Origin of the sequence: Frondihabitans sp. PAMC 28766, from assembly GCF_001577365.1 — a bacterium.
Taxonomy (GTDB): domain Bacteria; phylum Actinomycetota; class Actinomycetes; order Actinomycetales; family Microbacteriaceae; genus Frondihabitans.
Map to the genome: position 1 here is coordinate 3,810,056 of NZ_CP014513.1, position 23,188 is coordinate 3,833,243.

Annotated in this window: 21 protein-coding genes and 1 pseudogene; 9 read left to right on the forward strand and 13 right to left on the reverse strand. The window is 69.4% G+C overall.

What is annotated here, in order from left to right; all coding sequences use genetic code 11:
- Positions 1 to 29 precede the first annotated feature (29 nt).
- On the forward strand, positions 30 to 710 hold the full coding sequence (locus AX769_RS18250; protein ID WP_066282090.1) for a nucleoside triphosphate pyrophosphatase: 681 nt from the start codon (positions 30 to 32) through the stop codon (positions 708 to 710).
- A 79-nt stretch (positions 711 to 789) separates the two neighbouring features.
- Complete coding sequence (locus AX769_RS18255) at positions 790 to 2,577, forward strand: biotin carboxylase N-terminal domain-containing protein (RefSeq protein ID WP_066282092.1); 1,788 nt, start codon at positions 790 to 792, stop codon at positions 2,575 to 2,577.
- Between the two features lie 218 nt (positions 2,578 to 2,795).
- Here AX769_RS18255 and AX769_RS25455 read toward each other — a convergent pair whose 3' ends face one another.
- The 3 genes and pseudogenes from AX769_RS25455 to AX769_RS18265 form a co-directional block, all read right to left on the reverse strand.
- The gene (locus AX769_RS25455) at positions 2,796 to 3,341 is read right to left on the reverse strand and encodes an endonuclease domain-containing protein (RefSeq protein ID WP_239451848.1); all 546 of its coding nucleotides are present in this window, start codon (positions 3,339 to 3,341) and stop codon (positions 2,796 to 2,798) included.
- Between the two features lie 246 nt (positions 3,342 to 3,587).
- Positions 3,588 to 3,695: pseudogene (locus AX769_RS26100) on the reverse strand (hypothetical protein); the annotation flags it as partial.
- A gap of 101 nt (positions 3,696 to 3,796) precedes the next feature.
- Entirely contained in the window at positions 3,797 to 5,233 is a 1,437-nt protein-coding gene (locus tag AX769_RS18265) for an NAD(P)H-quinone dehydrogenase (protein ID WP_066283991.1), read from the reverse strand.
- Between the two features lie 113 nt (positions 5,234 to 5,346).
- On the opposite strand from AX769_RS18265, the gene AX769_RS18270 reads away from it, so the two are divergent.
- Both AX769_RS18270 and AX769_RS18275 read left to right on the forward strand, forming a co-directional pair.
- Entirely contained in the window at positions 5,347 to 6,201 is an 855-nt protein-coding gene (locus tag AX769_RS18270) for a purine-nucleoside phosphorylase (RefSeq protein ID WP_066282096.1), read from the forward strand.
- 41 nt (positions 6,202 to 6,242) lie between these two features.
- Positions 6,243 to 8,003, forward strand: coding sequence for a phospho-sugar mutase (locus tag AX769_RS18275; protein ID WP_239451849.1), 1,761 nt, complete (start codon positions 6,243 to 6,245; stop codon positions 8,001 to 8,003).
- Between the two features lie 500 nt (positions 8,004 to 8,503).
- Here AX769_RS18275 and AX769_RS18280 read toward each other — a convergent pair whose 3' ends face one another.
- The 10 genes from AX769_RS18280 to AX769_RS18325 all read right to left on the reverse strand — a co-directional run bounded on the left by AX769_RS18280 (position 8,504) and on the right by AX769_RS18325 (position 18,997).
- The gene (locus AX769_RS18280; protein WP_066282098.1) at positions 8,504 to 8,776 is read right to left on the reverse strand and encodes a PTS sugar transporter subunit IIB; all 273 of its coding nucleotides are present in this window, start codon (positions 8,774 to 8,776) and stop codon (positions 8,504 to 8,506) included.
- Positions 8,777 to 8,837: 61 nt separating this feature from the next.
- Positions 8,838 to 9,284, reverse strand: a complete 447-nt coding sequence (locus tag AX769_RS18285; RefSeq protein WP_066282099.1) for a PTS sugar transporter subunit IIA — start codon at positions 9,282 to 9,284, stop codon at positions 8,838 to 8,840.
- Position 9,285: 1 nt separating this feature from the next.
- Positions 9,286 to 10,425, reverse strand: a complete 1,140-nt coding sequence (locus AX769_RS18290; protein ID WP_066282100.1) for an adenosine deaminase — start codon at positions 10,423 to 10,425, stop codon at positions 9,286 to 9,288.
- Positions 10,426 to 10,502: 77 nt separating this feature from the next.
- The gene (locus tag AX769_RS18295; RefSeq protein WP_066282102.1) at positions 10,503 to 11,837 is read right to left on the reverse strand and encodes a thymidine phosphorylase; all 1,335 of its coding nucleotides are present in this window, start codon (positions 11,835 to 11,837) and stop codon (positions 10,503 to 10,505) included.
- Entirely contained in the window at positions 11,834 to 12,253 is a 420-nt protein-coding gene (locus tag AX769_RS18300) for a cytidine deaminase (protein ID WP_066282103.1), read from the reverse strand. Before AX769_RS18300 ends, AX769_RS18295 begins: the two co-directional genes overlap by 4 nt.
- Before the next feature lie 37 nt (positions 12,254 to 12,290).
- The gene (locus tag AX769_RS18305; protein ID WP_082763924.1) at positions 12,291 to 13,580 is read right to left on the reverse strand and encodes an ABC transporter permease; all 1,290 of its coding nucleotides are present in this window, start codon (positions 13,578 to 13,580) and stop codon (positions 12,291 to 12,293) included.
- Entirely contained in the window at positions 13,577 to 14,911 is a 1,335-nt protein-coding gene (locus AX769_RS18310) for an ABC transporter permease (RefSeq protein ID WP_082763925.1), read from the reverse strand. The genes AX769_RS18305 and AX769_RS18310 overlap by 4 nt, the downstream gene beginning before the upstream one ends.
- On the reverse strand, positions 14,908 to 16,446 hold the full coding sequence (locus AX769_RS18315; RefSeq protein WP_066282105.1) for an ABC transporter ATP-binding protein: 1,539 nt from the start codon (positions 16,444 to 16,446) through the stop codon (positions 14,908 to 14,910). Before AX769_RS18315 ends, AX769_RS18310 begins: the two co-directional genes overlap by 4 nt.
- An 80-nt stretch (positions 16,447 to 16,526) precedes the next feature.
- Complete coding sequence (locus AX769_RS18320; protein WP_066282107.1) at positions 16,527 to 17,609, reverse strand: BMP family protein; 1,083 nt, start codon at positions 17,607 to 17,609, stop codon at positions 16,527 to 16,529.
- 266 nt (positions 17,610 to 17,875) lie between these two features.
- Positions 17,876 to 18,997: a mannose-1-phosphate guanylyltransferase gene (locus tag AX769_RS18325; RefSeq protein ID WP_066282109.1), complete on the reverse strand. Its 1,122-nt coding sequence runs from the start codon at positions 18,995 to 18,997 to the stop codon at positions 17,876 to 17,878.
- A 154-nt stretch (positions 18,998 to 19,151) separates the two neighbouring features.
- Between AX769_RS18325 and AX769_RS26105 the strand changes: the two genes are divergently transcribed.
- The 5 genes from AX769_RS26105 (at position 19,152) to sdhA (ending at position 23,188) form a co-directional block, all read left to right on the forward strand.
- Positions 19,152 to 19,841, forward strand: coding sequence for a glycosyltransferase (locus AX769_RS26105; protein ID WP_369824040.1), 690 nt, complete (start codon positions 19,152 to 19,154; stop codon positions 19,839 to 19,841).
- On the forward strand, positions 19,829 to 20,302 hold the full coding sequence (locus AX769_RS26110) for a glycosyltransferase (protein WP_369824041.1): 474 nt from the start codon (positions 19,829 to 19,831) through the stop codon (positions 20,300 to 20,302). The genes AX769_RS26105 and AX769_RS26110 overlap by 13 nt, the downstream gene beginning before the upstream one ends.
- Positions 20,303 to 20,524: 222 nt before the next feature.
- Positions 20,525 to 20,860 carry a succinate dehydrogenase, cytochrome b556 subunit gene (sdhC, locus tag AX769_RS18335; RefSeq protein ID WP_066282111.1) on the forward strand — a complete coding sequence of 112 codons (336 nt, stop codon included), beginning with the start codon at positions 20,525 to 20,527 and terminating at the stop codon, positions 20,858 to 20,860.
- Positions 20,861 to 20,862: 2 nt separating this feature from the next.
- Positions 20,863 to 21,321, forward strand: coding sequence for a succinate dehydrogenase hydrophobic membrane anchor subunit (locus tag AX769_RS18340; RefSeq protein ID WP_066282113.1), 459 nt, complete (start codon positions 20,863 to 20,865; stop codon positions 21,319 to 21,321).
- 52 nt (positions 21,322 to 21,373) lie between these two features.
- Positions 21,374 to 23,188: a succinate dehydrogenase flavoprotein subunit gene (gene sdhA / locus AX769_RS18345; protein WP_239451850.1), complete on the forward strand. Its 1,815-nt coding sequence runs from the start codon at positions 21,374 to 21,376 to the stop codon at positions 23,186 to 23,188.

Genomic DNA, 23,188 nt, shown 5'->3' on the forward strand with positions numbered 1-23,188 from the left:
TGGTGCACGACGTCTGACAGAGTTTGACCATGACCGTTCGGCTGTATCTCGCTTCCACCTCGCCCGCTCGTCTTGCGCTGCTTCGCGCGGCCGGGATCGAGCCGATCCTGATCTCGCCGGGGGTCGACGAAGACGAGGCGGTCGCCCAGGAGGCGCTGACGCTCGGTCGCGATCTGACGGCTGTGGAGGTCGTGACGCTGCTGGCGCGGGCAAAAGCCGAGGCTGTGATCGGGGCTCTCGTCGACGGCGAGGAGATCGACGGCTTCATCCTCGGCGGGGACTCCGCTTTCGAGATCGAGGGCGAGGTGCTGGGCAAGCCCCACGAGCCGCTCGTCGCGACGAAGCGGTGGCGGCAGATGTCGCGGGTGGGCCATGGCATCCTGCACTCCGGCCACCACCTGATCGACCACCGCGGCGGGCGCCCTCACGCCGGGCACTCCGCTGCCGCCTCGGCCGAGCTGACCTTCGCCGACGATCTGAGCGACGGCGAGATCGCGCGCTACGTCGGCACGGGCGAGCCTCTGGAGGTCGCCGGGGCGTTCACGATCGATGGGCTCGCCAGCGCCTTCATCACGAGCATCGTGGGCACTCCGAGCGCCGTGGTCGGGCTGTCGGTGCCGGTGCTGCGGGGCCTCCTGCGATCGCAGTTCGGGGTGGAGTGGCACGAGCTCTGGAACATCCCGAGCGCTCCCTCTGACAACCCCTTGTAGGTCTCGTGTGGTCGACTCCTCGCGTTTTTGTGCGGTGCGGCCAAAGGCGCGTCAGGTCGGGCCCGTAGGCTTGGTTGTCATGCCGCGTATTACCAAGGTGCTCATCGCCAACCGTGGAGAGATCGCCGTTCGCGTGATCCGTGCCGCGCGAGACAGCTCGATCCGCAGTGTCGCGGTCTACGCGGATCAGGATCGGGACGCCCTCCACGCCCGCCTCGCCGACGAGGCGTACTCGCTCGACGGCACCACCAGCGCCGACACCTATCTGGTGATCGAGAAGATCCTGTCGGTCGCCCGCCGCTCGGGTGCCGACGCCGTGCACCCCGGCTACGGCTTCCTCGCCGAGAACGCCGACTTCGCCCGAGCCGTGATCGACGCCGGCCTCATCTGGATCGGGCCGTCGCCCGACGCCATCGAAAAGCTCGGCGACAAGGTCTCCGCACGGCACATCGCCGAGAAGGTCGGTGCGCCCCTCGCCCCCGGCACGCTCAACCCGGTCGCCGACGCCTCCGAGATCCTGGAGTTCGTCGATCAGTTCGGCCTGCCTGTCGCTATCAAGGCGGCCTTCGGAGGCGGCGGGCGCGGTCTCAAGATCGCCCGCACCCGCGAAGAGATCCCCGAGCAGTTCGACTCGGCCGTGCGCGAGGCCGTCGCCGCGTTCGGGCGCGGCGAGTGTTTCGTCGAGAAGTTCCTCGACAAACCGCGCCACGTCGAGACCCAGTGCATCGCCGACCAGCACGGCAACGTCGTCATCGTCTCGACGCGAGACTGCTCGCTGCAGCGCCGCAACCAGAAGCTCGTCGAAGAGGCCCCCGCGCCCTTCCTCACCGAGCAGCAGGAGAACGCGCTCTACCAGGCGTCGAAAGCCATCCTCCGAGAGGTCGGCTACGTCGGCGCCGGCACCTGCGAGTTCCTCATCGGGCAGGACGGCACGGTCTCCTTCCTCGAGGTCAACACCCGCCTGCAGGTCGAGCACCCGGTCTCCGAAGAGGTCACCGGCATCGACCTCGTGCGCGAGCAGTTCCGCGTCGCCGAAGGCGGCGTGCTCGAGTACGACGACCCGGTTCCGCAGGGCCACTCGTTCGAGTTCCGCATCAACGGCGAAGACCCGGGCCGCAACTTCTTCCCGGCCCCCGGGCCCATTCACGTCTTCAAGGCTCCGGGCGGCCCCGGTGTGCGCGTCGACAGCGGCGTGCAGTCGGGCGACGAGATCTCGGGCGCCTTCGACTCGCTGCTCGCCAAGCTCGTCGTCACCGGCTCCACCCGCGAAGACGCCCTCGAGCGCGCCCGCCGCGCCCTGGAAGAGTTCGAGATCGCCGGTCTGCCGACCGTCCTGCCCTTCCACCGCGCCATCGTCGACGACCCGGCCTTCGCCCCCGCCGACGGCGCCCCGTTCACGATCCACACCCGCTGGATCGAGACCGAGTTCGACAATCAGATCCCGCCGTGGAGCGGCGAGGCGTCCGCTCCTCGCGTCGAGGCCGCACGCTCGACCGTCGTGGTCGAGGTCGACGGCAAGCGCATCGAGGTGACGCTGCCGGCGTCGCTCGGGTCGCGCGCTTCGGTCGGCGGGGCCGGGTACGGCTCCGGCGTGGCCGTTGCTCCGCCGCGGCGCCGCTCGGGCGGCCGTTCGGTCGCGACCGTCGCCACCGGCAGTTCGGTCGTCGCCCCGATGCAGGCCACCGTCGTGAAGCTCGCCGTCGAAGAGGGCCAGCACGTGGTGAAGGGCGACCTCGTGCTCGTGCTCGAGGCCATGAAGATGGAGCAGCCCGTCTCGGCGCACCGCGACGGCACCGTCTCGGGCATCGACGCCGCCGTCGGCTCGACGGTCTCCTCGGGCCACGTGCTGCTCAGCATCGGCGACTAGCGCCGCCCCCGCCGCCCTTCGCGAGGAACTCCTCGGGAGGAAGTCGCTATACGGGAGGGAGTCCCGCGTCACCGGGAGGCGATTAGGGCCGCATCGTGCCGCGCGGAGGATCGCTCGCCAGCTAGCGCTTTCCCGGGAGGAACGTGCGCGCGGACATCCTCCCAAAATCCGACTTCCTCCCGTGGCGCTCCCTCCCGGGCGGCCCTGAACAGCCGCAACTACCTCCCCCTGATGTCACTCCTCCCGTACTTCGACACGGAGTCCAGAATCATCCGCTCCACCCACGGCCAATCGTCGCGCACCTGCACCGCGGTGAAACGCAACGGCACGAATCCTCGAGATCGCGCCTCCGCATCGCGGCGTCGGTCCTCCGCGAACTGCTCGGGGCTCTTGTGGAACTCGTATCCGTCGACCTCGACGTAGATCATCGTGCCGGTGATGCCGAGATCGACGTGGCCGACGCCGGGAACTTCGGGTTGACGCCGCACCGCGAGACCGATGCGCTCCAGCCTCTGCCGGGCGATCGACTCCACGCCGGACTGTGCGCCCGCAGCGCACCGCGCCAGGTCGCTCGCCAGCGATGTCGACGGGCCCTGACACAGGGCCCGTACGCCTGCCTCGTCGATCAGCCCCGTGGTGAGCGCGGTGTCCACGACCGCCACGGCCGTCTCGGTGTCGTGCCAGCGCAGCACCTGTCGAAGGCAACGTTCCACAGACACCCGCCAGCACCATGTCGTGTCGTGGCGATCGTCGTTCCAGTGCATGACCGCACGCCTTCCGTCGATGAGCGGCACTCCCCGAGTCGTCGGAAGGCTGCGCCCTCGAACGTGCCCGGAGTGCCCTCGGACGCAGAGATGCAGCGGCGTCCCCCAGCCTCCCCAGAGACCGAAGCTGTCGGCTGCGGACAGGCCCGCAAGGCGTGAACCCGCCCGAACTGCCACGAGTCCCTCGACCGGCGCATCCGGCACGGCGTAGATCCCGCGACGCACACGGGTGATCGTGCCTCGGTCGACCGCGCCTCGCACCGCATGCGCGGAGACACCGGCGGCCACGAGCTGCGCGGACGTGCCGAGACCCCCGGTGAGACGGAGGGCCGTGGGCGGCGAAGGAGACGACATGCCCCGACCCTGCCCGAACGATGGGCACGGCACCGGGGTGCGAGGGCGCCTGTGGAGAACGAGCCGCCGGATCCTGGCCTGTGGAGGAGAAGAGAGAACCCTCAGTTGACGATGTGCATGGCCCGGGCGGCGTCGGCGATGCTGCCGGAGAGCGACGGGTAGACCGTGAAGGCGCGGGCGACCTGGTCGACGGTGAGGCGGTGCTCGACAGCGAGCGCGAGCGGGAAGACGAGCTCGGAAGCCTTCGGCGCCACGATCACGCCGCCGATCACGGTGCCCGAGCCCGTGCGGGCGAAGATCTTGACGAAGCCGTCACGGATGCCCATCATCTTCGCGCGCGGGTTCGAGGCGAGCGGCATCTTGTAGATCTCGCCCTGGGCGATGCCGTCTTCGATCTGCTTCTGCGTCCAGCCGACGGTGGCGATCTCGGGCTGCGTGAAGATGTTCGACGTGACGTTGCGCAGTTCGATCGGCGTGACGGCGTCGCCCATGGCGTGGAAGACGGCCGTGCGGCCCTGCATCGACGCGACGGAGGCGAGGGGCAGGAAGTCGGAGCAGTCGCCGGCCGCGTAGACGTTGGGCACCGAGGTGCGAGCAACTCGGTTCACGCGGACGTGACCCGTGGCTGTCAGCTGGATGCCGGCCTCCTCCAGGCCGATGCCTTCGGTGTTCGGGATGGAGCCGACGGCCATGAGACAGTGCGAACCCTCGATCCTGCGCCCATCGGTCAGGGCGGCGACGACACCGTCGGCGGTCCGCTCGACGGTGGCGGCGCGGGCCAGCTCGAGCACGTCCATGCCGTTGCGGGTGAAGACGTCTTCGATGACGCGGGCGGCGTCGGCGTCTTCGCCGGGCAGCACCTGGTCGCGGCTCGAGATGAGCGTCACGTGCGAGCCGAGGGCCGTGTAGGCGCTGGCGAACTCGGCGCCGGTGACACCGGAGCCGACCACGATGAGGTGCTCGGGCACGGTGTCGAGCGTGTAGAGCTGGGTCCAGGTCAGGATGCGCTGGCCGTCGGGCTTCGCCGTGTCGAGCTCTCGCGGGCGGGCACCGACACTGACGACGACGGTGTCGGCCTCGATCTCGTCGAAGGTGGTTGCTCCCCTGCCGTGACCGGTGGACACCACGATGCGGCTGGGCCCGTCGAGACGCCCCTCCCCCTGCACGATGCGCACGCGGGCACGGGTGAGCTGCGCCCGCATGTCTTCGGACTGCTGGCGCGCCAACCGCAGCAGCCGATCGTTGACGGCCTTGAGGTTGACCGCGATCTGCGGGCGCACGGGCCGCCCGTTCTCGCCCCGGGTGAAGAACTGCACGCCGAGGTCGGCGGCCTCGCCGATCGCGTTCGTCGCCTCGGCGGTCGCGATGAGGGTCTTCGACGGCACGACGTCGGTGATGACTGCCGACCCGCCGACGCCCACCCTCTCGACGAGCGTCACGTCCGCGCCGAGCTGTGCGCCGCTGAGGGCCGCTTCGAAGCCGCCCGGGCCGCCGCCGAGGATGGCCAGCCGCTGCTTGCGCTCGAACTCGTAGGTCATGCTGCCCATTATCCTGTGGCGCACTCACCGGGCCGATCGGCGGGCGCAGGATCCGGCTGGTCCCCGACCCTGTGGAGAACCTCTCGACCCCGCGGCCACCCCCTTAGAGTGGTCTGCATGTCTTCGAGCCCCACCCCGCCGGCAGCGCAGCCAATCCCCTGGACGACGCGTCCGCCGACCCGCTCGTCGTGGCCGAGCAGGCCGCCGCCGACATCGCACGCCTCACCGGCGTCGAGCGGCACGACATCGCCCTGACGCTCGGCAGCGGCTGGGGCCGCGCCGCCGAGTTGATCGGCCAGACGATCGCCGAGGTGCCCGCCACGTCGGTGACGGGCTTCACCGCGTCGGCGGTCTCCGGCCACACCGGCTCGATCCGCAGCGTGCGGATGCCCGACGGGCGTCACACTCTCGTGATCGGGGCGCGCACGCACTACTACGAGGGCTACGGGGTGCGACGCGTGGTGCACAGCGTGCGGGCGGCTGCCGCGACCGGTGCCACCACGATGGTGCTGACCAACGGGGCGGGCGGGATCCGCGAGAGCTGGCATCCTGGCACCCCCGTGCTCATCAGCGACCACATCAACCTGACCGGCGACTCGCCGCTCGAGGGCGCGACGTTCATCGACCTCACCGACCTCTACAGCCGGCGCCTGCGCGATGTCGCGCGCTCGATCGATCCGAACCTCGACGAGGGCGTCTACGTGCAGAACCGCGGCCCGCACTACGAGACCCCCGCCGAAGTGCAGATGGCCAAGGCGATCGGCGGCCACATCGTCGGCATGTCGACGGCTCTCGAGGCCATCGCCGCCCGGCAGGCCGGCATGGAGGTGCTCGGGTTCTCGCTCATCACCAACCTCGCGGCCGGCATCTCGCCCGAGCCTCTCAGCCACGCCGAGGTGCTGCAGGCGGGGCGCGACGCCGAGCCGGTCATCAGCGAGCTGTTGGCACGGGTGGTGGCGGCGCTGTGAGCGGCGTGCCCTCCCCGTCCTCGGGAATCGCCTCGGTTCAGGTGGCCGCGCAAGCCTGGCTGGCACAGGATCCCGACGCCGAGACGCGTGCCGAGCTCAGCGCTCTCGTCGACGCGGCGGCGACGGGCGACAGTGCCGCGGCCGCGTCGCTCGCAGACCGCTTCGACGGCCGGCTGGAATTCGGCACCGCGGGTCTGCGGGGCGAGATCGGCGCGGGCTCGAAGCGCATGAACCGCGTGCTGGTGGCGCAAGCCGCGGCCGGGCTCGCCGCCTACCTGCTCGCCCGGAAGGCTGCGCCGTCGATCGTGATCGGATACGACGGGCGCACGAAGTCCGACGTCTTCGCCCGCGACACCGCCGAGATCATGGCGGCGGCAGGCGTCGCCACGACGCTCCTGCCCCGCGCGCTGCCCACGCCCGTGCTGGCGTTCGCCGTGCGGCACTTCGACGCCTCCGCCGGCGTGATGGTCACCGCGAGCCACAACCCGCCGCGCGACAACGGCTACAAGGTCTATCTCGGCGACGACGACCAGGGCAGCCAGATCGTGAGCCCTGCCGACGCCGACATCGCCGCCCTCATCGAGGTCGCCGCACACTCGTCCGTGCTCGACCTCCCGCGCTCCGACGCCTACACGACCGCCGGCGACGACCTCGTCACCGACTACGTGCGACTCACCGCCGCTGTCGCCGGCAGCGCCGCTGCCGATGCGGCCTCGGCAGGCGTCGCCCAGCCGCGCGTCGTCTACACCGCGCTGCACGGCGTCGGGTGGGAGGTCGCCCGCCGCGTCTTCGCCACGGCAGGATTCACCGAGCCCATCCCCGTCGCCGACCAGGCGGCGCCCGACGCCACCTTCCCCACGGTCGCCTTCCCCAACCCCGAAGAGCCCGGCGCGATGGACCTCTCTTTCGAGACCGCAGCACGAGTCGGCGCCGATCTCGTCATCGCCAACGACCCCGACGCCGATCGGCTGGCGGTGGCGATCCCGGTCGGCGACCCATCGGATCCTGCGGCCTGGCGACGCCTCACCGGCAACGAGGTCGGCGCCCTGCTCGGCTGGCGCGCCGCCGAGCGGCAGCGAGCCGAGGGCACCCGAGGCACCCTCGCCGCGAGCATCGTCTCGTCGCCGGCGCTCGGCGAGGTCGCCCGCCACTTCGACCTGCCCTCCGCCGACACCCTCACCGGCTTCAAGTGGGTCTCGCGTGTCGACGGCCTCGCCTACGGCTACGAGGAGGCCCTCGGTTACCTCGTCGACCCCGCGAAGGTGCGCGACAAGGACGGCATCTCGGCGGCCGTCGACTTTCTGGCGCTCGTCGTGTCGCTTCGCATCGAGGGCACGTCGCTCGAACAGCACCTGCGTGACTTCGACGAGCGTTTCGGCGCATTCGCATCGACGCAGGTCTCGCTGCGGGTCACCGACCTCGCCGACATCGGCAGGATCACGTCGTCACTGCGGGCCACACCACCTGCGGCGATCGGCGGCCAGACGGTCGCGGCGGTCGACGACTTCGCGGCGGGGGTCGACGGCTTCGCCCCCACCGACATCTTGCGGTTCCGGTTCGGTGGCGGTGCCGCAGCCGGCGGTGCCGCAGCCGGCGGTGCCGACGCGACGTCCGGCGGGGCCGGGGCCGGCGGCGCGGGTGCCGACGGCGCACGCGTGATCGTGCGGCCGAGCGGCACCGAGCCGAAGCTCAAGGTCTACATCGACGCGTGGAGCAGCACCGGCACGGCCGCCGAACGGCGTGCCGCCGCCGATGCCGCCGTTGCCGCGCTCGAGGCGGGCGTTCGCGAGCTATTGCGCTGAGCTCTGTGCCCGGAGGAAGTCTGCGCGCCTGACCCTGCCGGCCGGTCTTCTCCCGCGCGCAGGCTTCCTCCCCGGCAAGCGTTTCCTCCCGTGCGGATGGCGAGCGGCCGCAGTTCCTCCCTGGCCCGCGTCCTGCAGGGAGGAACTCGCTCGGCGGGAGGATGAACGCCGAACGATTCCTCCCAGCACCGGCCCGAAACGCGCGACCTCCTCCCTGGCGCGCGACGGCGGCATCGATTCCCTCCCCTGCCGTCGCGAAATCCTCCCTAACACGGGGTTCCTCCCCGGGCGTTGGGCAGCTTCCTCCCCGGGCGTCGCCCTGCGCACGCAGCCCACGCCGAACGCATGCGCGAGGAAGTCCGGCTGGCCGTTCCGCGCCGCATTGCGGCGGCACCCCGTTCTTCCTCTCCTCGCGGAGACGCGAGGCCGTTTCTCCTCGCGAAGCGCGAAAACGTCCTCGCGCACCGAAGCGCACCGAAGCGACGGCGCCGCGCCGCGACCTACCCCAGCGCCCGCTCGAGCTTCTCGGTGAGCTCCTGCTGGTCGAAGTGGTTGACGATGACGACGACATCGGCGAACGTCGGCCCGATCGCGTCGACGAACTCAGCCGAGGTCAGGATCACCTGGGCGTCTTCAGCGACCGTCCGCACGCTGGCGACGTCGGCGGCCACGACGTCGGCTTCGATCTCGAGCCGGGCGAGCACCCGCTCGGCGTTCACTTTGAGGATGCCGCTCGAGCCGATTCCGGCTCCGCAGATGGTCACGATCTTCACAGCGAGCGCTCCGTGGTCTTCATGACAAGACTGCCCATCTTCACGACGAGACTCCCCATCTTCATGTCGCGACTCCCATCAGGCTCCGCACCTCGTCGGGTGTCGCCGCGTCGGCGAGCACCCCGATCATCTTCGAGTCGTTGAACACGTTGGCCAGATCGGCGATCGATTCGAGGTGGCCACCGACCGACTCGACCGCGAGGCCGAGCACGACCCGCACGGGGTCGTTGTGCGGGTGGCCGAAACTGACCGGCGACGCGAGTGTCACCACGGCGAGCCCCGTCGCGATGACCTGATCGTCGGGGCGGGCGTGCGCGAGGGCGAGCCCGGGGGCGATCACGACGTAGGGGCCGTGCTCGTCGATCATGCGGATCATGGCGTCGGAGTAGCCGGGCTTCGCCGACCCGGAGGCGACCAGGGCGGCGCCGGCGGTTCGCACGGCCGATCGCCAGTCGGTCGCGGTCGCGCCGATGACGATCGCTTCGTCGGGGATCAGGGGCAAAGTCATCTCAAGCCTCCTCGAACCCGGCCACGATGCGCTCGGCCAGGTCGTCGCGCTCTTCGAGGGGCAGGAACGCCGATTCGGCCGCGTTGAGCTGAAACCGCTCGAGGTCGTCGAGGTCGTAGTCGAAGGCCTGGGCCAAGAGCGCCAGCTCGCGGCTGATGCTCGTGCCGCTCATGAGGCGGTTGTCGGGGTTGACTGTGACCCGGAACCCGAGCTGGTAGAGCAGGTCGAAGGGGTGGTCGTACATCTCGACGCCCCACGCCGCGATCGCGCCCGTCTGGAGGTTCGAAGTCGGCGACAGTTCGAGGGCGATGCGCCGGTCGCGCACCCAGGTGGCGATGGGGCCGAGGCCGACGGTGGTGTGGTCGGTGTCGCGGTCGAGCACGCTGACGTCGTCGGCGACCCGCACGCCGTGGCCGAGGCGAAGGGCGTGCCCGTCGATCAGGGCGCCACGGATGCTGGTGAGACCGTCCGCCTCGCCGGCGTGCACGGTCACGGGCAAGAACTCCTGCTGCAGCAGGTCGAAGGCCGCCGCGTGCGCCGAGGGCGGGAAGCCGGCCTCGGGCCCGGCGATGTCGAACCCGACGACGCCCGAGTCGCGGTGGCGAAGCGCAAGCTCGGCGATGGCCGACGACCCGAAGACGGGGCCACCGGCGGCAGGATCATCGTTGCGCAGCGCACACAGGATCTGCCCGATGCCGATCCGGTGCCCCCGCTCGGCGAGATCTTCGATACCGTCGTCGAGGCCCGCTTGCACGGCTTCCACCGCCTCGTCGAGAGTGAGGCCGCCGAGGAGGTGCTTCGACGGAGCCCAGCGCACTTCGCCATGGATCACGCCGTCGGCGGCGAGGTCGAGCACGAACTCGTGGGCGACCCGCCGGAGTGCGGGCGCCGTTTGCATCACAGCAGACGTCACGGCGAATGTCTGGAGGTACTCGACGAGCGAGCCGCGATCGCTCGAGAACCACGAGGCCAGCCCGGCGGCGTCGTCGACCGGCAACGCGATGCCCGCGGCCGAGGCGAGCTCGACGATCGTCGTCGGCCGGAGACCCCCGTCGAGGTGGTCGTGCAGCGACACCTTCGGCAGGGCCGCGATGCTCGGCCCCCCGTTGGGCAGGCGGTACTCCTGACTCGGTGCGCTCATGACTCAAACCTACTAGCGGTCAGTGGCGCGACCCTGGGTGGCGGCCACAAGCAACCGGGGCGAGGTCTGGAGGTCGCCTACGAGATCCGTTCGACCACGATGGGAGTGGGCGTGGGGGCCTCTGAGCCGATGCTCCATGCACCCTCCACGGACTCGAGGGCCCGAGCGAAGCGCGCAGCATCGTCGGCGTGCAGCGTGAACAGCGGCTGCCCGGCCGTGACACGGTCACCCGGCTTGGCGTGCAGCTCGATGCCGGCGCTGGCCACGACGGCATCCTGCTTGCGTGCTCGGCCGGCGCCGAGGCGCCAGGCTCCGATGCCGAAGGGCAGGGCGTCCTGCCGCACCACGTACCCCGACGACTCCGCCGTGACGACGTGCGTCTCACGGGCCACGGGCAGGGGCGCGTCAGGATCACCGCTCTGCGCGGTGACCATACGACGCCAGGTCGCGTAGGCACGCCCGTCGTCGAGCGCGGCGGCCACATCGGCGTCGGGCTGCCCCGCCAACGCGAGCATCTCGCGGGCGAGCGCCAGGGTGAGCTCGCGCACGTCGGCCGGGCCGCCGCCCTGCAGCACCTCGAGCGATTCGCGCACCTCGAGGGCGTTGCCGATGGTGAGCCCGAGCGGCACGTTCATGTCGGTGAGCAGCGCCGCCATCGACAGTCCGGCGTCGCGCCCCAGGTCGACCATCGTCTGTGCGAGCAGTTTGGACTGCGCGCGATCCTGAATGAACGCCCCCGACCCGAACTTCACGTCGAGCACCAGGGCAGCGGTGCCCTCGGCGATCTTCTTCGACATGATCGACGAGGCGATCAGCGGGATGCACTCGACCGTGCCGGTGATGTCGCGCAGGGCGTAGAGCTTGCCGTCGGCCGGGGCGAGCCCCGAACCGGCGGCGCACACCACAGCGCCGACGTCGCGCAGGATGCCACGCATCCGGTCGACGGGGATGTCCGCTTCCCAGCCCGCGATCGACTCGAGCTTGTCGAGGGTCCCGCCGGTGTGGCCGAGCCCGCGCCCCGAGAGCTGCGGAACGGCGACACCGAACGAGGCGACGAGGGGCGCCAGCGGGAGAGTGATCTTGTCGCCCACTCCCCCGGTCGAATGCTTGTCGACGGTGGTCTTGCCGAGGCCCTCGAACGACATCGTCTCGCCGGACGCCACCATGGCGAGGGTGAGGTCGCGGATCTCGCGCCGCTCCATGCCATTCAAGAAGATCGCCATGGCGAGGGCCGACATCTGCTCGTCAGCCACGTAGCCGCGCGTGTAGGCGTCGATCAGCCAGCCGATCTGGGCCGTCGAGAGGGCTCCGCCCGAGCGCTTCACGCGAATGAGATCGACGGTGTCGAACGGCTCGACGGCGGAGGTGGCGGTGGCGGTGGCGGCGCCGGTCGCTGGCGCTGCGTCGCTCACGCCCGGGTCTCCCGGTAGACGTCGAGCTGCCGCGGCCCGAAGGCATCGGGCAGCACCTCGTCGATCGTCTTGAACCCCGAGACCGTGTCGAGGATCAGGCCGTCCGCCGAGTGCTCGTAGAGCAGCTGCCGGCATCGCCCGCACGGCATCAGGGTGTCGCCGTTGCCGTCGACGCAGGTGAAGGCGACGAGCAGCCCGCCGCCGCCCATGATCAGATCGGTCACCAGCGAGCACTCGGCGCAGAGCGTGACGCCGTACGAGGCGTTCTCGATGTTGCAGCCCGAGACCATCCGGCCGTCGTCAGTGAGCGCCGCGGCCCCGACGGCGAACTTCGAGTACGGGGCGTAGGCGCGTTCCATGGCCGAGCGAGCCGTGGCGCGGAGCGTGGTCCAGTCGAATTCTGAAGGGTGAGTCATGTCTGGATCCTGCTCTCTACGACTCGATACTCGTCTGTTATGACTTGATGTACGGCTTGCCGGACGCCGCCGGCCCTCGCGACTGCCCGACGAGCCCGGCGACCGCGAGGATCGTGACGACGTAAGGCAGCATCAGCATGAACTCGCTCGGCACCGGTGAGCCGACGACGCTCAGCACGTTCTGCAGGTTGCTCGCGAAGCCGAAGAGCAGGGCTGCGAGCGTCGCCCGGATCGGATCCCAGCGCCCGAAGATGACGGCGGCGAGGGCGATGTAGCCCGCGCCCGCTGTCATCTCCTTCTGGAACTGACCGAGGTCGCCGAGGGTGAAGAACGCACCGCCGAGGCCGGCGATCGCGCCGGCGAGCGAGACGTTCCAGAACCGCGTCGCGTTGACACGGATGCCGACGGTGTCCGCCGCCTGAGGGTGCTCGCCCACGGCGCGCAGGCGGAGGCCCCAGCGGGTCTTGAAGAGCCCGAAGAAGACCGCGGCGACCGCGACGTACATGAGGTAGACGACGATGTTCTGCTGGAAGAGCAGCGGACCGATGAGAGGGATGCTGCTGAGCCCGGGGATGTCGAGAGTCGAGAACCGCAGGCCCTTGTTGAGCCCGGGCGAGTTCGTCAGCACCTCCGAATAGAAGAAGCTGGTCAGGCCGGTGACGAGCACGTTGAGCACGACGCCGACGATCACCTGGTCGACGAGGTAGCGGATGCTGAACACCGCCAGCACCATCGACACGAGGGCACCCGCGACGAGAGCGGAGAGGAGCCCGGCCCAGAGCGACCCCGTCACACTGGCGACGATCGCCGAGACGAATGCCCCGCCGAGCAGCTGCCCTTCGATGGCGACGTTGACGACGCCGACCCGCTCGGAGATCACGCCGCCGAGCGCGCCGAAGATCAGCGGGCAGCTGAGGCCGAGCGAGCCCACCAGGAGGCCCGGCACCAGGATCGAGTTGTCGGCGCCGGCCCAGGTCAAGAAGCCGACGAAGAACAACACGCCGAACAGCGCCAGCAGCCACAGCGGCGTCTTGCGGTAGCGCGCCGACTGCTGGGCCGCGAACACGGTGATGAGCGCGAGCACGATCGTGAGCACGATGCCAGTGCCGGCCGTCGGCAGGACGGCGTTCGGCAGCTTGACGAAGTCCGACGACGACGCGAGGCGGAAGGTCGAGTGGCCGTCACGGTGGGCGGCGGTGACGAGCAGCAGCGACAGGATCGTGAACACCGCGAGCGCGATCGGAGCCTTCCAGGATCGCGTGCGGGTCACGGCCAGCCCCGGAGTCTCGCTTGCGGGGACGACGATGTTCGGGGTCAGAGTGCTCACTTGGTCACCGTCGCGGTCTCGGTCGCTGCACGGCGGAGCCGGCGCGAGGGTTTGGCGGGGCCGGTCTTCGAGCCTGGCGCCGGAATACGGAAGACGGTCCGCACGAGCGGCGGGGCCGCCACGAACAGCACGATCAGCGACTGCACTACGAGCACGATGTCGATCGGCACACCGTTCGCCGCCTGCATCGCGTAGCCGCCGGCCTTGAGAGCGCCGAACAGGATGCCCGCGCCGAAGACGCCCCACGGGCGCGAGCGGCCGAGCAGCGCCACCGTGATGGCGTCGAAGCCGATGCCCGCGTCGATCCCCGACGAAAAGCCGGTCGTGAGCGTGCCGAGCACCTGGGTGGCGCCGGCGATGCCGACGAGCGCGCCCGAGAGCACCATCGCCCAGACGTAGATGCCCTTGACGTCGATGCCGGCCGTGCGAGCTGCGCTCGGGTTCTCGCCCACGGCACGGAAGCGGAAGCCGAGGCTCGAGCGGTTGAGCAGCCAGGCGCAGAAGAACGTCGCCGCGATCACGATCAAGAAGCCGATGTTCAGCGAGAACTTCGAGCCGAGCAGGGGCGGCAGGATCGCCGAGTGCATCGTGGGCGGGGACTGCGGGTTGGTCGACCCCTGCGCCTGCAGCAGGCCCGGCGTCCGCAGCATGAACGAGATGAGGTAGAACGCGACGTAATTGAGCATGATCGTGAGGATCACCTCGTGCGCGCCGGTGCGCGCCTTCAGGATGCCCACGATGAAGCCCCAGAACGCCCCACCCGCGACGCCGGCCAGGATCGCCAGCGGCAGGTGGATTCCGATCGGCATGTGGAACGAGAAGCCGACCCAGCCGGCGAACGCCGCGCCGATCAGGATCTGCCCCTGGCCGCCGATGTTGAAGAGCCCGGCGCGGAAGGAGAGCGCGACGCCGAGGCCGGCCACGATCAGCGGCATCGCGAAGTTCAGCGTGTCCGACAGCGGGGCGAGGGCCCCCGCGACGGTCGACGCCTGGAAGTTGATGACCGCGCCTTGGAAGATCGACGAGTAGGCGATCGACACCGAGCTCCACACCGCGTGGATCATGTCGCCGGGCCGCGCGAAGAAGTAGCTCGACGTCGACTGCACTGTCGGGTCGGTCGCCGCGATCAGGATGCCGGAGATGATCAGCGCCAGCACGACGGCCAGCACTGAGATCAGCGCGTTCGACTGCACGATCTGGCGCAGGATCTGGGAGCCCTGCTCGTCGCGGGACGGCCGCGGCTCGTTCTCGGCCGGGCTCGGCGTCGCTTCGACGAGCCCGGGCTGTGCCGGTTCTCTCGGCCCGGGCGGTGTGGGTGAGACCTCGCTCATGCGAGCTGCTCCTTCTCGTGCTGCTGCTGTGCTTCGGGCGGCATCTCGCCGGCCATCATCAGGCCGAGGACATCGCGCGGGGTGTCGGCCGGGACGATGCCGATGATCGTGCCGCGATACATCACGGCGATGCGGTCGGCGAGCGCCGTGACCTCGTCGAGCTCGGTCGAGACGACGATGACCGGCACGCCCTCGTCGCGGGTGGCGACGATGCGCTTGTGCACGAACTCGATCGAGCCGACGTCGATGCCGCGGGTGGGCTGCGCCGCCACGAACAGCCGCAGATCGCGCGAGAGCTCGCGGGCGAGCACCACCTTCTGCTGGTTGCCGCCCGACAGGCGCCCGACCGGGGTCGTGATGCCCTGGCTGCGGATGTCGAATTCCTTGATCTTGTCGGTGGCGAACTGCGCGAGCTCGACGAGCTTCAGCCACCCGCTCTTGACGAACGGCCCCGACTGCGAGCGGTCGAGCATGAGGTTCTCGGCGATGGTGAACTCGCCCACGAGGCCGTCTTCGGTGCGGTCTTCGGGCACGAAGCCGACGCCGGCGTCGAGCACGCGGCGCACGCTGAGCCCCTGGATATCGCGACCGTCGAGACGGATGGTCCCCTGCACGCGATCCTGCAGCCCCAGGATCGCCTCGGTGAGCTCGGTCTGCCCGTTGCCCTGCACACCGGCGATCGCCAGGATCTCGCCGCGCCTGACCTCGAACGAGACGTCGTCGACGACGACCTGACCGATGGCGTCGATGACCTTGAGCCCTTCGACGACGAGGGCGGTCTCGCCGGGCTTCGCCGGCTCTTTCTGCACGGTGAGCTCGACCGAGCGGCCGACCATGAGCGACGCGAGCTCGGCATTGGAGGCGGTGGGCGAGGCCTCGCCGACGACCTTGCCGAGCCGGATGACCGTGATCCTGCTGGCGACTTCGCGCACCTCGCGCAGCTTGTGCGTGATGAAGACGATCGCGGTGCCGGCGTCGCGCAACTGACGCATGATCGCCATCAGCTCGTCGGTCTCTTGAGGCGTGAGGACGGCGGTCGGCTCGTCGAACACGAGCACCTTGGCCTCGCGCGAGAGCGCCTTGATGATCTCGACGCGCTGCTGCACGCCGACGGGCAGCTCTTCGACGATCGCGTCGGGGTCGACGTCGAACCCGAAGCGCTGCGAGATCTCAGTGACCCTCGCGCGGGCCCCCGGCAGGTCGAGGCGGCCGCCGAAGGAGGTCTCTTCGTGGCCGAGCATGACGTTCTCGGCGACGGTGAAGACGGGCACGAGCATGAAGTGCTGGTGCACCATGCCGATGCCGGCGTTCATCGCGTCACCCGGGCCCTGGAAGTGCTGGACGACGTCGTCGAGCAGGATCTCGCCCTCGTCGGCCTGATAGAGGCCGTAGAGCACGTTCATGAGAGTGGACTTGCCGGCGCCGTTCTCGCCAAGGAGCGCGTGGATCTCACCAGGCTCGACGGTGAGGCTGATGTGGTCGTTGGCGGTGAGAGCGCCGAAGCGTTTGGTGATGCCCTGGAGTTCGAGCTTCATTGGGGGTGATCTCCCTCGGGTTGGTACAGGCCTGAAGGCCCGGAGCGACTTTAGTCGCTCCGGGCCTTCGGGGGGCTGCGCTACTTCGTGAGCGAAGCGGGCGAGTCGACCTTGATCGAGCCGTCGATGATGCCGGCCTTGATCTTGGTGAGCTCACCGGGGAGGCTCGACGAGATCTTGCTCTTGTAGTCGTGGAACGGGGCGAGGCCGACGCCGTCGTTCTTCAGGGTGCCGACGTAGGGCGTGTCGGTGAACTTGCCCTTGGCGGCGTCTGAGACGACGGCCTCGGTCGCGGGCGCGATGCCCTTCTCGACGCTGGTGAGGAAGAGCGAGGCGTTCTGCGGGTCGGTCTGGAAGGTGTCGGAGTCGACTCCCACGAGCACCTGGCCCTTGTTGCTGTCCTTGATCGCCTCGGCTGCGCTCTGGTAGATCGGGCCGCCGACCGGCATGATCACGTCGGCGTTCTGGTCGAGCAGGGTCTGAGCCGACTGCTTGGCGGCGGTGCCGGCGTCGAAGCCACCGGTGAAGACGCCCTTCTGCGACTTCTCGTTCCAGCCGACGAGCTTGACGTCTTTGTTCTTCTGCTGGTTGTAGTAGGCGACACCGTCGGCGAAGCCGTCCATGAAGATGGTGACCGTCGGGATCTGCTGGCCGCCGAAGGTGCCGACGACGCCGGTCTTCGAGTAGCTGGCCGCCGCGTAGCCGCCGAGGAAGGCCGCCTCGTCGGTGTCGAAGGTGATCGGGCGCACGTTCTTGGCCGTCGTCGACGCGTCGTCGATGGTGGCGAAGTCGGTCTTCGGGTTGGCCTTGGCGGCCGCCTTCGTCGCATCGGCAAGAAGGAAGCCGACCGTGATGATCAGGTTGCACTTCTGGTTGAGGAGGCTCGTGATGTTCGAGGCGTAGACCGTCTGGTCGGCCGACTCGACGTGCTTCTCGTTCGAGCCGATCGACTTCGCGGCGTCCTGCAGGCCGTCGAGGCCCAGCTCGTTGAACGACTTGTCGTTGAACCCGCCCGAGTCGGAGACCATGCAGGGCAGGTAGCTCGACGACGACGCCGTCTTCGAGCTCGACGGAGTCGGGGCCGAGCCGCAGCCGGCGAGCATCGCAGTCGCGGCAACGATGCCGAGACCGGCCAGGACGGCCTTTCGCGCAGAGATAGTCACTGTGGGTCCTCTCGAGTGATCCTACGAATCGCCTCAGCATCTGTCGCTGAGCACGTCGACATGCAGGTTACCCACAGTGACGCCGTCTATTTGACACGAGCGTCGTTTCGAGTGACAAGCGTTACCTCATCGCGACGTCAGCGAAACGGCGCCGTAATCGCTTCCTGTCCCGTCGGCGGGCACCGTCCCGGTCGAAGCCTTTCCTTTTCGGCAGGTCCTGACCGACCCGGGGGTCTGGCTGGGCCGAAAAGGTAAGGCCGAGCGGGCTAGAGGACGTCGTTGCGGCCGGACAGCTTGAGCGCGTCGACGACGCTCTTCACGCGCTGGGCGTTGGCCGAGGTCGTGACGAGCAGGGCGTCGGGGGTGTCGACCACGACGATGTCCTGCACGCCGATCAGCGAGATGAGACGGTCGCCCTGGCTGACCACGATGCCCGACGACGAGTCGGCGAGCACGCGGGCGTTCTCGCCGAGGATTGCGAGGTCGGAGGCTCGGCCCTTCGAGTGCAGCTTGGCGATCGACGCGAAGTCGCCCACGTCGTCCCAGTCGAAGTCGCCCGGGATGACGGCGAGGCGGCCCTGCGCCGCTGCAGGCTCGGCGACGGTGTAGTCGATGGCGATCTTCTCGAGGTTCGGCCAGATCTGGTCGACGACGGCCCCGCGGGCCGAGGAGTCCCACGCCTCGGCGAGCTCGAGGAGGCCGGCGAGCAGCTCGGGCCGGGTCTCGCCGATCTGCTTGAGCAGCACGTCGGCGCGGGAGATGAACATGCCGGCGTTCCAGAGATAGTTGCCGTCGCGGAGGTAGGCCTCGGCGGTCTCCAGCTCGGGCTTCTCGACGAACGACGTGACGGCCTTCGCGTGCGGGGCGCCGTCGATCTCGAGCGCGGCGCCGTAGTGGATGTAGCCGAAGCCGACGGCCGGCTCGGTGGGCGTGATCCCGATGGTGGCGATGTAGCCGGCGTCGGCAGCGGCGATGGCCTCGTGCACGGTGCGGACGAACGCCCGCTGGTCGGCGATGACGTGGTCGGCGGCGAACGAGCCGATGATCACGTCGGGCTCGCGCTTCGCGAGGATCGCGGCGGCGAGGCCGATGGCCGCCGTCGAGTCCTTCGGCTCGGACTCGAGCACGACGTTGTGGTCGGCGAGCGCCGGCAGCTGCTCTTCGACGGCGGCGCGATGCGACCGGCCGGTGACGACCATGATGCGCTGCTCGCCGTTGATCGGGGCGAGGCGGTCCCACGTGCCGCGCAACAGGGTCGAGCCCGAGCCCGTCAGGTCGTGGAGGAACTTGGGCGCGTCGGCGCGGCTGAGCGGCCAGAGGCGAGAACCGATGCCGCCGGCCGGGATGATGCTGTAGAACCGGTCGAGGCTCTTCTTCGCTGTGGTCATGCCGCCACACTATCGGCGCGAGGTGCCCTGGACCTGGTTCCCCCCAGCACTGGGGCCCACCGACGCACCCGGGTCGCCACCGCGTCTTCACATCGGGGCCACTCGCCCGTCACACCCGGCTCGTAGCCTTCTCGAAGGCGACCAAGGGATCCAGATGCGTGTAGCCATCGTGACCGAGAGCTTCCTTCCGACCCTGAACGGGGTCACCACGAGCGTCTGCCGGGTGCTCGAGCACCTGGCGGCACGCGGGCACCAGGCGATGGTCATCGCCCCGGACGGAAAGGGGCCTTCCTCCTACGCCGGGTTCGCCGTGCACCGCATGCCGTCAGTGGCCTACCGACAGTTCCCCGTCGGCATCCCCGGGCCCCAGCTCGCCGCTCTGATCGCCGGCTTCGACCCGGACGTCGTCCACCTCGCCTCCCCCTTCGTGCTCGGAGCGCAGGCGGTCACCGCCGCGAACCGGCAGGGAATCCCCACCATCGCCGTCTACCAGACCGACATGGCGCGCTACGCGGGCCGCAACGGCCTCGGGCGCGCAGGAGTCGCCGTCGGCTGGAGCGTCCTCAAACGCATCCACCTCGCGGCCACGCTCACACTGGTGCCCTCCGAAGCGTCCCGTCTCGACCTCGAGCGGCTGGGCGTCGCCCGGATGGCATCGTGGGGCCGCGGGGTCGACTCGGGGCTCTACCACCCGAACCGACGAGGCCTCGAGAGCACCAGGATCCTGCGCTCGTCTTTCGCAGACGACGACGAGGTGGTCGTGGGCTACGTCGGCCGCCTCGCCCCGAGAAAGAGGTGCAGCGTCTCGCGGCCCTCCGCCGCATCCGGGGCATGCGCCTGGTGATCGTCGGCTCGGGGCCGGCCCGCCCGGCGCTCGCCCGGAAGCTCGCGCACGTCGGACCGGTCTTCCTCGGCTCGCTGCACGGCGAAGAGCTCGCCACGGCCTACGCCGCGATCGACGTGTTCGTGCACACGGGCACGACCGAGACCTTCGGGCAGACCATCCAGGAGGCGCACGCGTCGGGGCTCCCGGTCGTGGCGCCGTCGGTCGGCGGCCCCGTCGATCTCGTGCAGCACGGCGTGGACGGCTTCCTCGTCGACCCGCGGCACGATCACGCGCTGCGACGGGCCGTCCTGTCGCTCGTGACGAACGCCGAGCAGCGGGCCCGTTTCGGCGAGGCCGGGCGACGAAAGGTACTGTCGCGCACGTGGGAGCACCTCGGCGACGAGCTGATCGAGCACTACCGGTCCGTGCTGCCGTCGCCCCGTACCGCCGCCGATCCTGGTCTCTCGGTGTCGAGATAGTTCCGGCGGACTTAGGCCCGCCTGGGCGGCGGCGCACTCAGCGTTTGCCTAGGATGGTGACGTTCTCAGAACACACCTGATCCGTACGGAGGGTCGCTCATGGCCGAGCAGACGACGGGGGTCCTTCCGGGCTCCGCAGCATCACCCGGGCGCAACGCGCCGACGATTCCCGACCCCAAACCCAGTCGGGTCGCGGGCACGCTGTACCGGGGTCGAGAAGGCATGTGGGGCTGGGTGCTCCACCGGGTGACCGGCGTCGCCATCTACTTCTTCCTGCTGGTGCACATCCTCGACACCTCGCTCCTGCGCGTCAGCCCGGCCGCCTACAACGCGGTTATCGGCACGTACAAGACGCCCATCATGGGCTTCGGCGAGATGGCACTGGTCGCCGCGATCTGCTTCCACGCGGTCAACGGCCTGCGCATCATCCTCATCGACTTCTGGAGCAAGGGCGCCGCCCACCAGCGCCTCATGTTCTGGATCGTGATCGCGATCTGGATCATCCTGCTCGCCGGCTTCGTGCCGGTCCAGCTCACGAACATCATCGCGGAGTTCTGATCATGACGACTGAGACCTTCACGGGCGTCGAAGCCCCCCGCTCGCAGCGCGCCCCGCGCCGCGGCACCAACTGGGAGAAATGGGGCTGGATCTACATGCGCGGCAGCGGCGTGCTGCTGCTCGTGCTCGTGTTCGGCCACCTGTTCACCAACCTGATCGCCCACCAGGGCGGCGTCCGCGCCATCGACTTCGCGTTCGTGGCCGGCAAGTGGGCCAGCCCGTTCTGGCAGGTGTGGGACACCCTCATGCTCTGGCTCGCCGTGATCCACGGCTCGAACGGCATGCGCACGATCGTCAACGACTACGTCGGCAACGAGAAGCTGCGTCGCGTCATGGTCATCGCCCTGCTCGTCTCGAGCGTCGTGCTGATCGTGCTCGGCACGCTCGTCGTCACCACCTTCAACCCGTGCCCCGCCGGCGCGAACCCCTCGCAGGTCGCCTCGTTCTGCCCGACCCACTAGCACCGGCTCCACGCCCGCTCGACTCCGCACCATCACGCAACGGAAAGCTCTCGTGACAGACATCCCCGACTCCTCCACCGCCCCGACGAAGACCGTCAACGGCGTTCACTATCACCAGCACGACATCGTGATCGTCGGGGCCGGCGGCGCCGGCATGCGCGCCGCCATCGAAGCCGGCCCGCACGCGTCGACCGCCGTGATCTCCAAGCTCTACCCGACGCGCTCGCACACGGGTGCCGCGCAGGGAGGCATGGCCGCCGCTCTCGCCAACGTCGAGGAAGACAACTGGGAGTGGCACACCTTCGACACCGTCAAGGGCGGCGACTACCTCGTCGACCAGGACGCCGCCGAGATCCTCGCCAAAGAGGCCATCGACGCCGTCCTCGATCTCGAGAACATGGGTCTGCCGTTCAACCGCACCCCCGAGGGCAAGATCGACCAGCGTCGTTTCGGCGGCCATACCTCCGAGCACGGCAAGTCGCCCGTGCGTCGCGCCTGCTACGCGGCCGACCGCACCGGCCACATGATCCTGCAGACGCTCTATCAGAACTGCGTCAAGTTCGGCATCAACTTCTTCAACGAGTTCTACGTGCTCGACCTGATCATGGCCGAGGTCGACGGCGTCTCGCGCCCGGCGGGCGTCGTGGCCTACGAGCTCGCGACCGGCGAGCTGCACGTCTTCCAGGGCAAGGCCGTCATCTTCGCGACCGGTGGCTTCGGCAAGATCTACAAGACCACGTCGAACGCGCACACCCTCACCGGCGACGGCGTCGGCATCGTGTGGCGAAAGGGCCTGCCGCTCGAAGACATGGAGTTCTTCCAGTTCCACCCGACAGGGCTCGCGGGTCTCGGCATCCTGCTGTCGGAGGCCGCTCGCGGCGAGGGCGCCATCCTCCGCAACAGCGAGGGCGAGCGGTTCATGGAGCGCTACGCCCCGACCATCAAAGACCTCGCTCCGCGTGACATCGTCGCCCGCTGCATCCGGACCGAGATCCGCGAAGGTCGAGGCGCGGGCCCGAACAAAGACTACGTCTACCTCGACATCACCCACCTCTCCCCCGAGGTGATCGACGCCAAGCTCCCCGACATCACCGAGTTCGCGCGCACCTATCTGGGCGTCGAGCCGTACACCGAGCCGGTGCCGATCCTGCCGACCGCGCACTACGCGATGGGCGGCATCCCCACCAACGTCAAGGCCGAGGTGCTGCGCGACAACATCACGCCCGTGCCCGGCCTCTACGCCGCCGGCGAGTGCGCCTGCGTGAGCGTGCACGGCTCGAACCGCCTCGGCACCAACTCGCTGCTCGACATCAACGTCTTCGGCAAGCGCGCCGGCAACAACGCTGTCGAGTACGTCAAGACGGCCGACTTCGTGCCGCTGCCCGACGACTCCGCAGCTTTCGTGCAGGGCCTCATCGAGCAGGTCCGTACCGCGACCGGCACCGAGCGCATCGCGACCCTGCGCCGCGAGTTGCAGGAGTCGATGGACGACAACGCCCAGGTCTTCCGCACCGAAGAGACGCTCAACCTCGTCACCGACAAGATCCAGGAGCTGCGCGAGCGCTACCTCAACATCTCGGTGCAAGACAAGGGCAAGCGCTTCAACACCGACCTCCTCGAAGCGATCGAGCTGGGGTTCCTCCTCGACCTGGCCGAGGTCGTCGTCTACTCGGCGCGCACCCGCACCGAGAGCCGCGGCGGCCACTTCCGCGAAGACTTCCCGACGCGCGATGACGAGAACTGGCTGGTGCACACGATGGCCTACCTCACCGGCGACGCGCACTCCGCCGACGCCGGCGACCACATCAAGCTCGACACCAAACCTGTCGTCATCACGAACTACCAGCCGATGGAACGGAAGTACTGA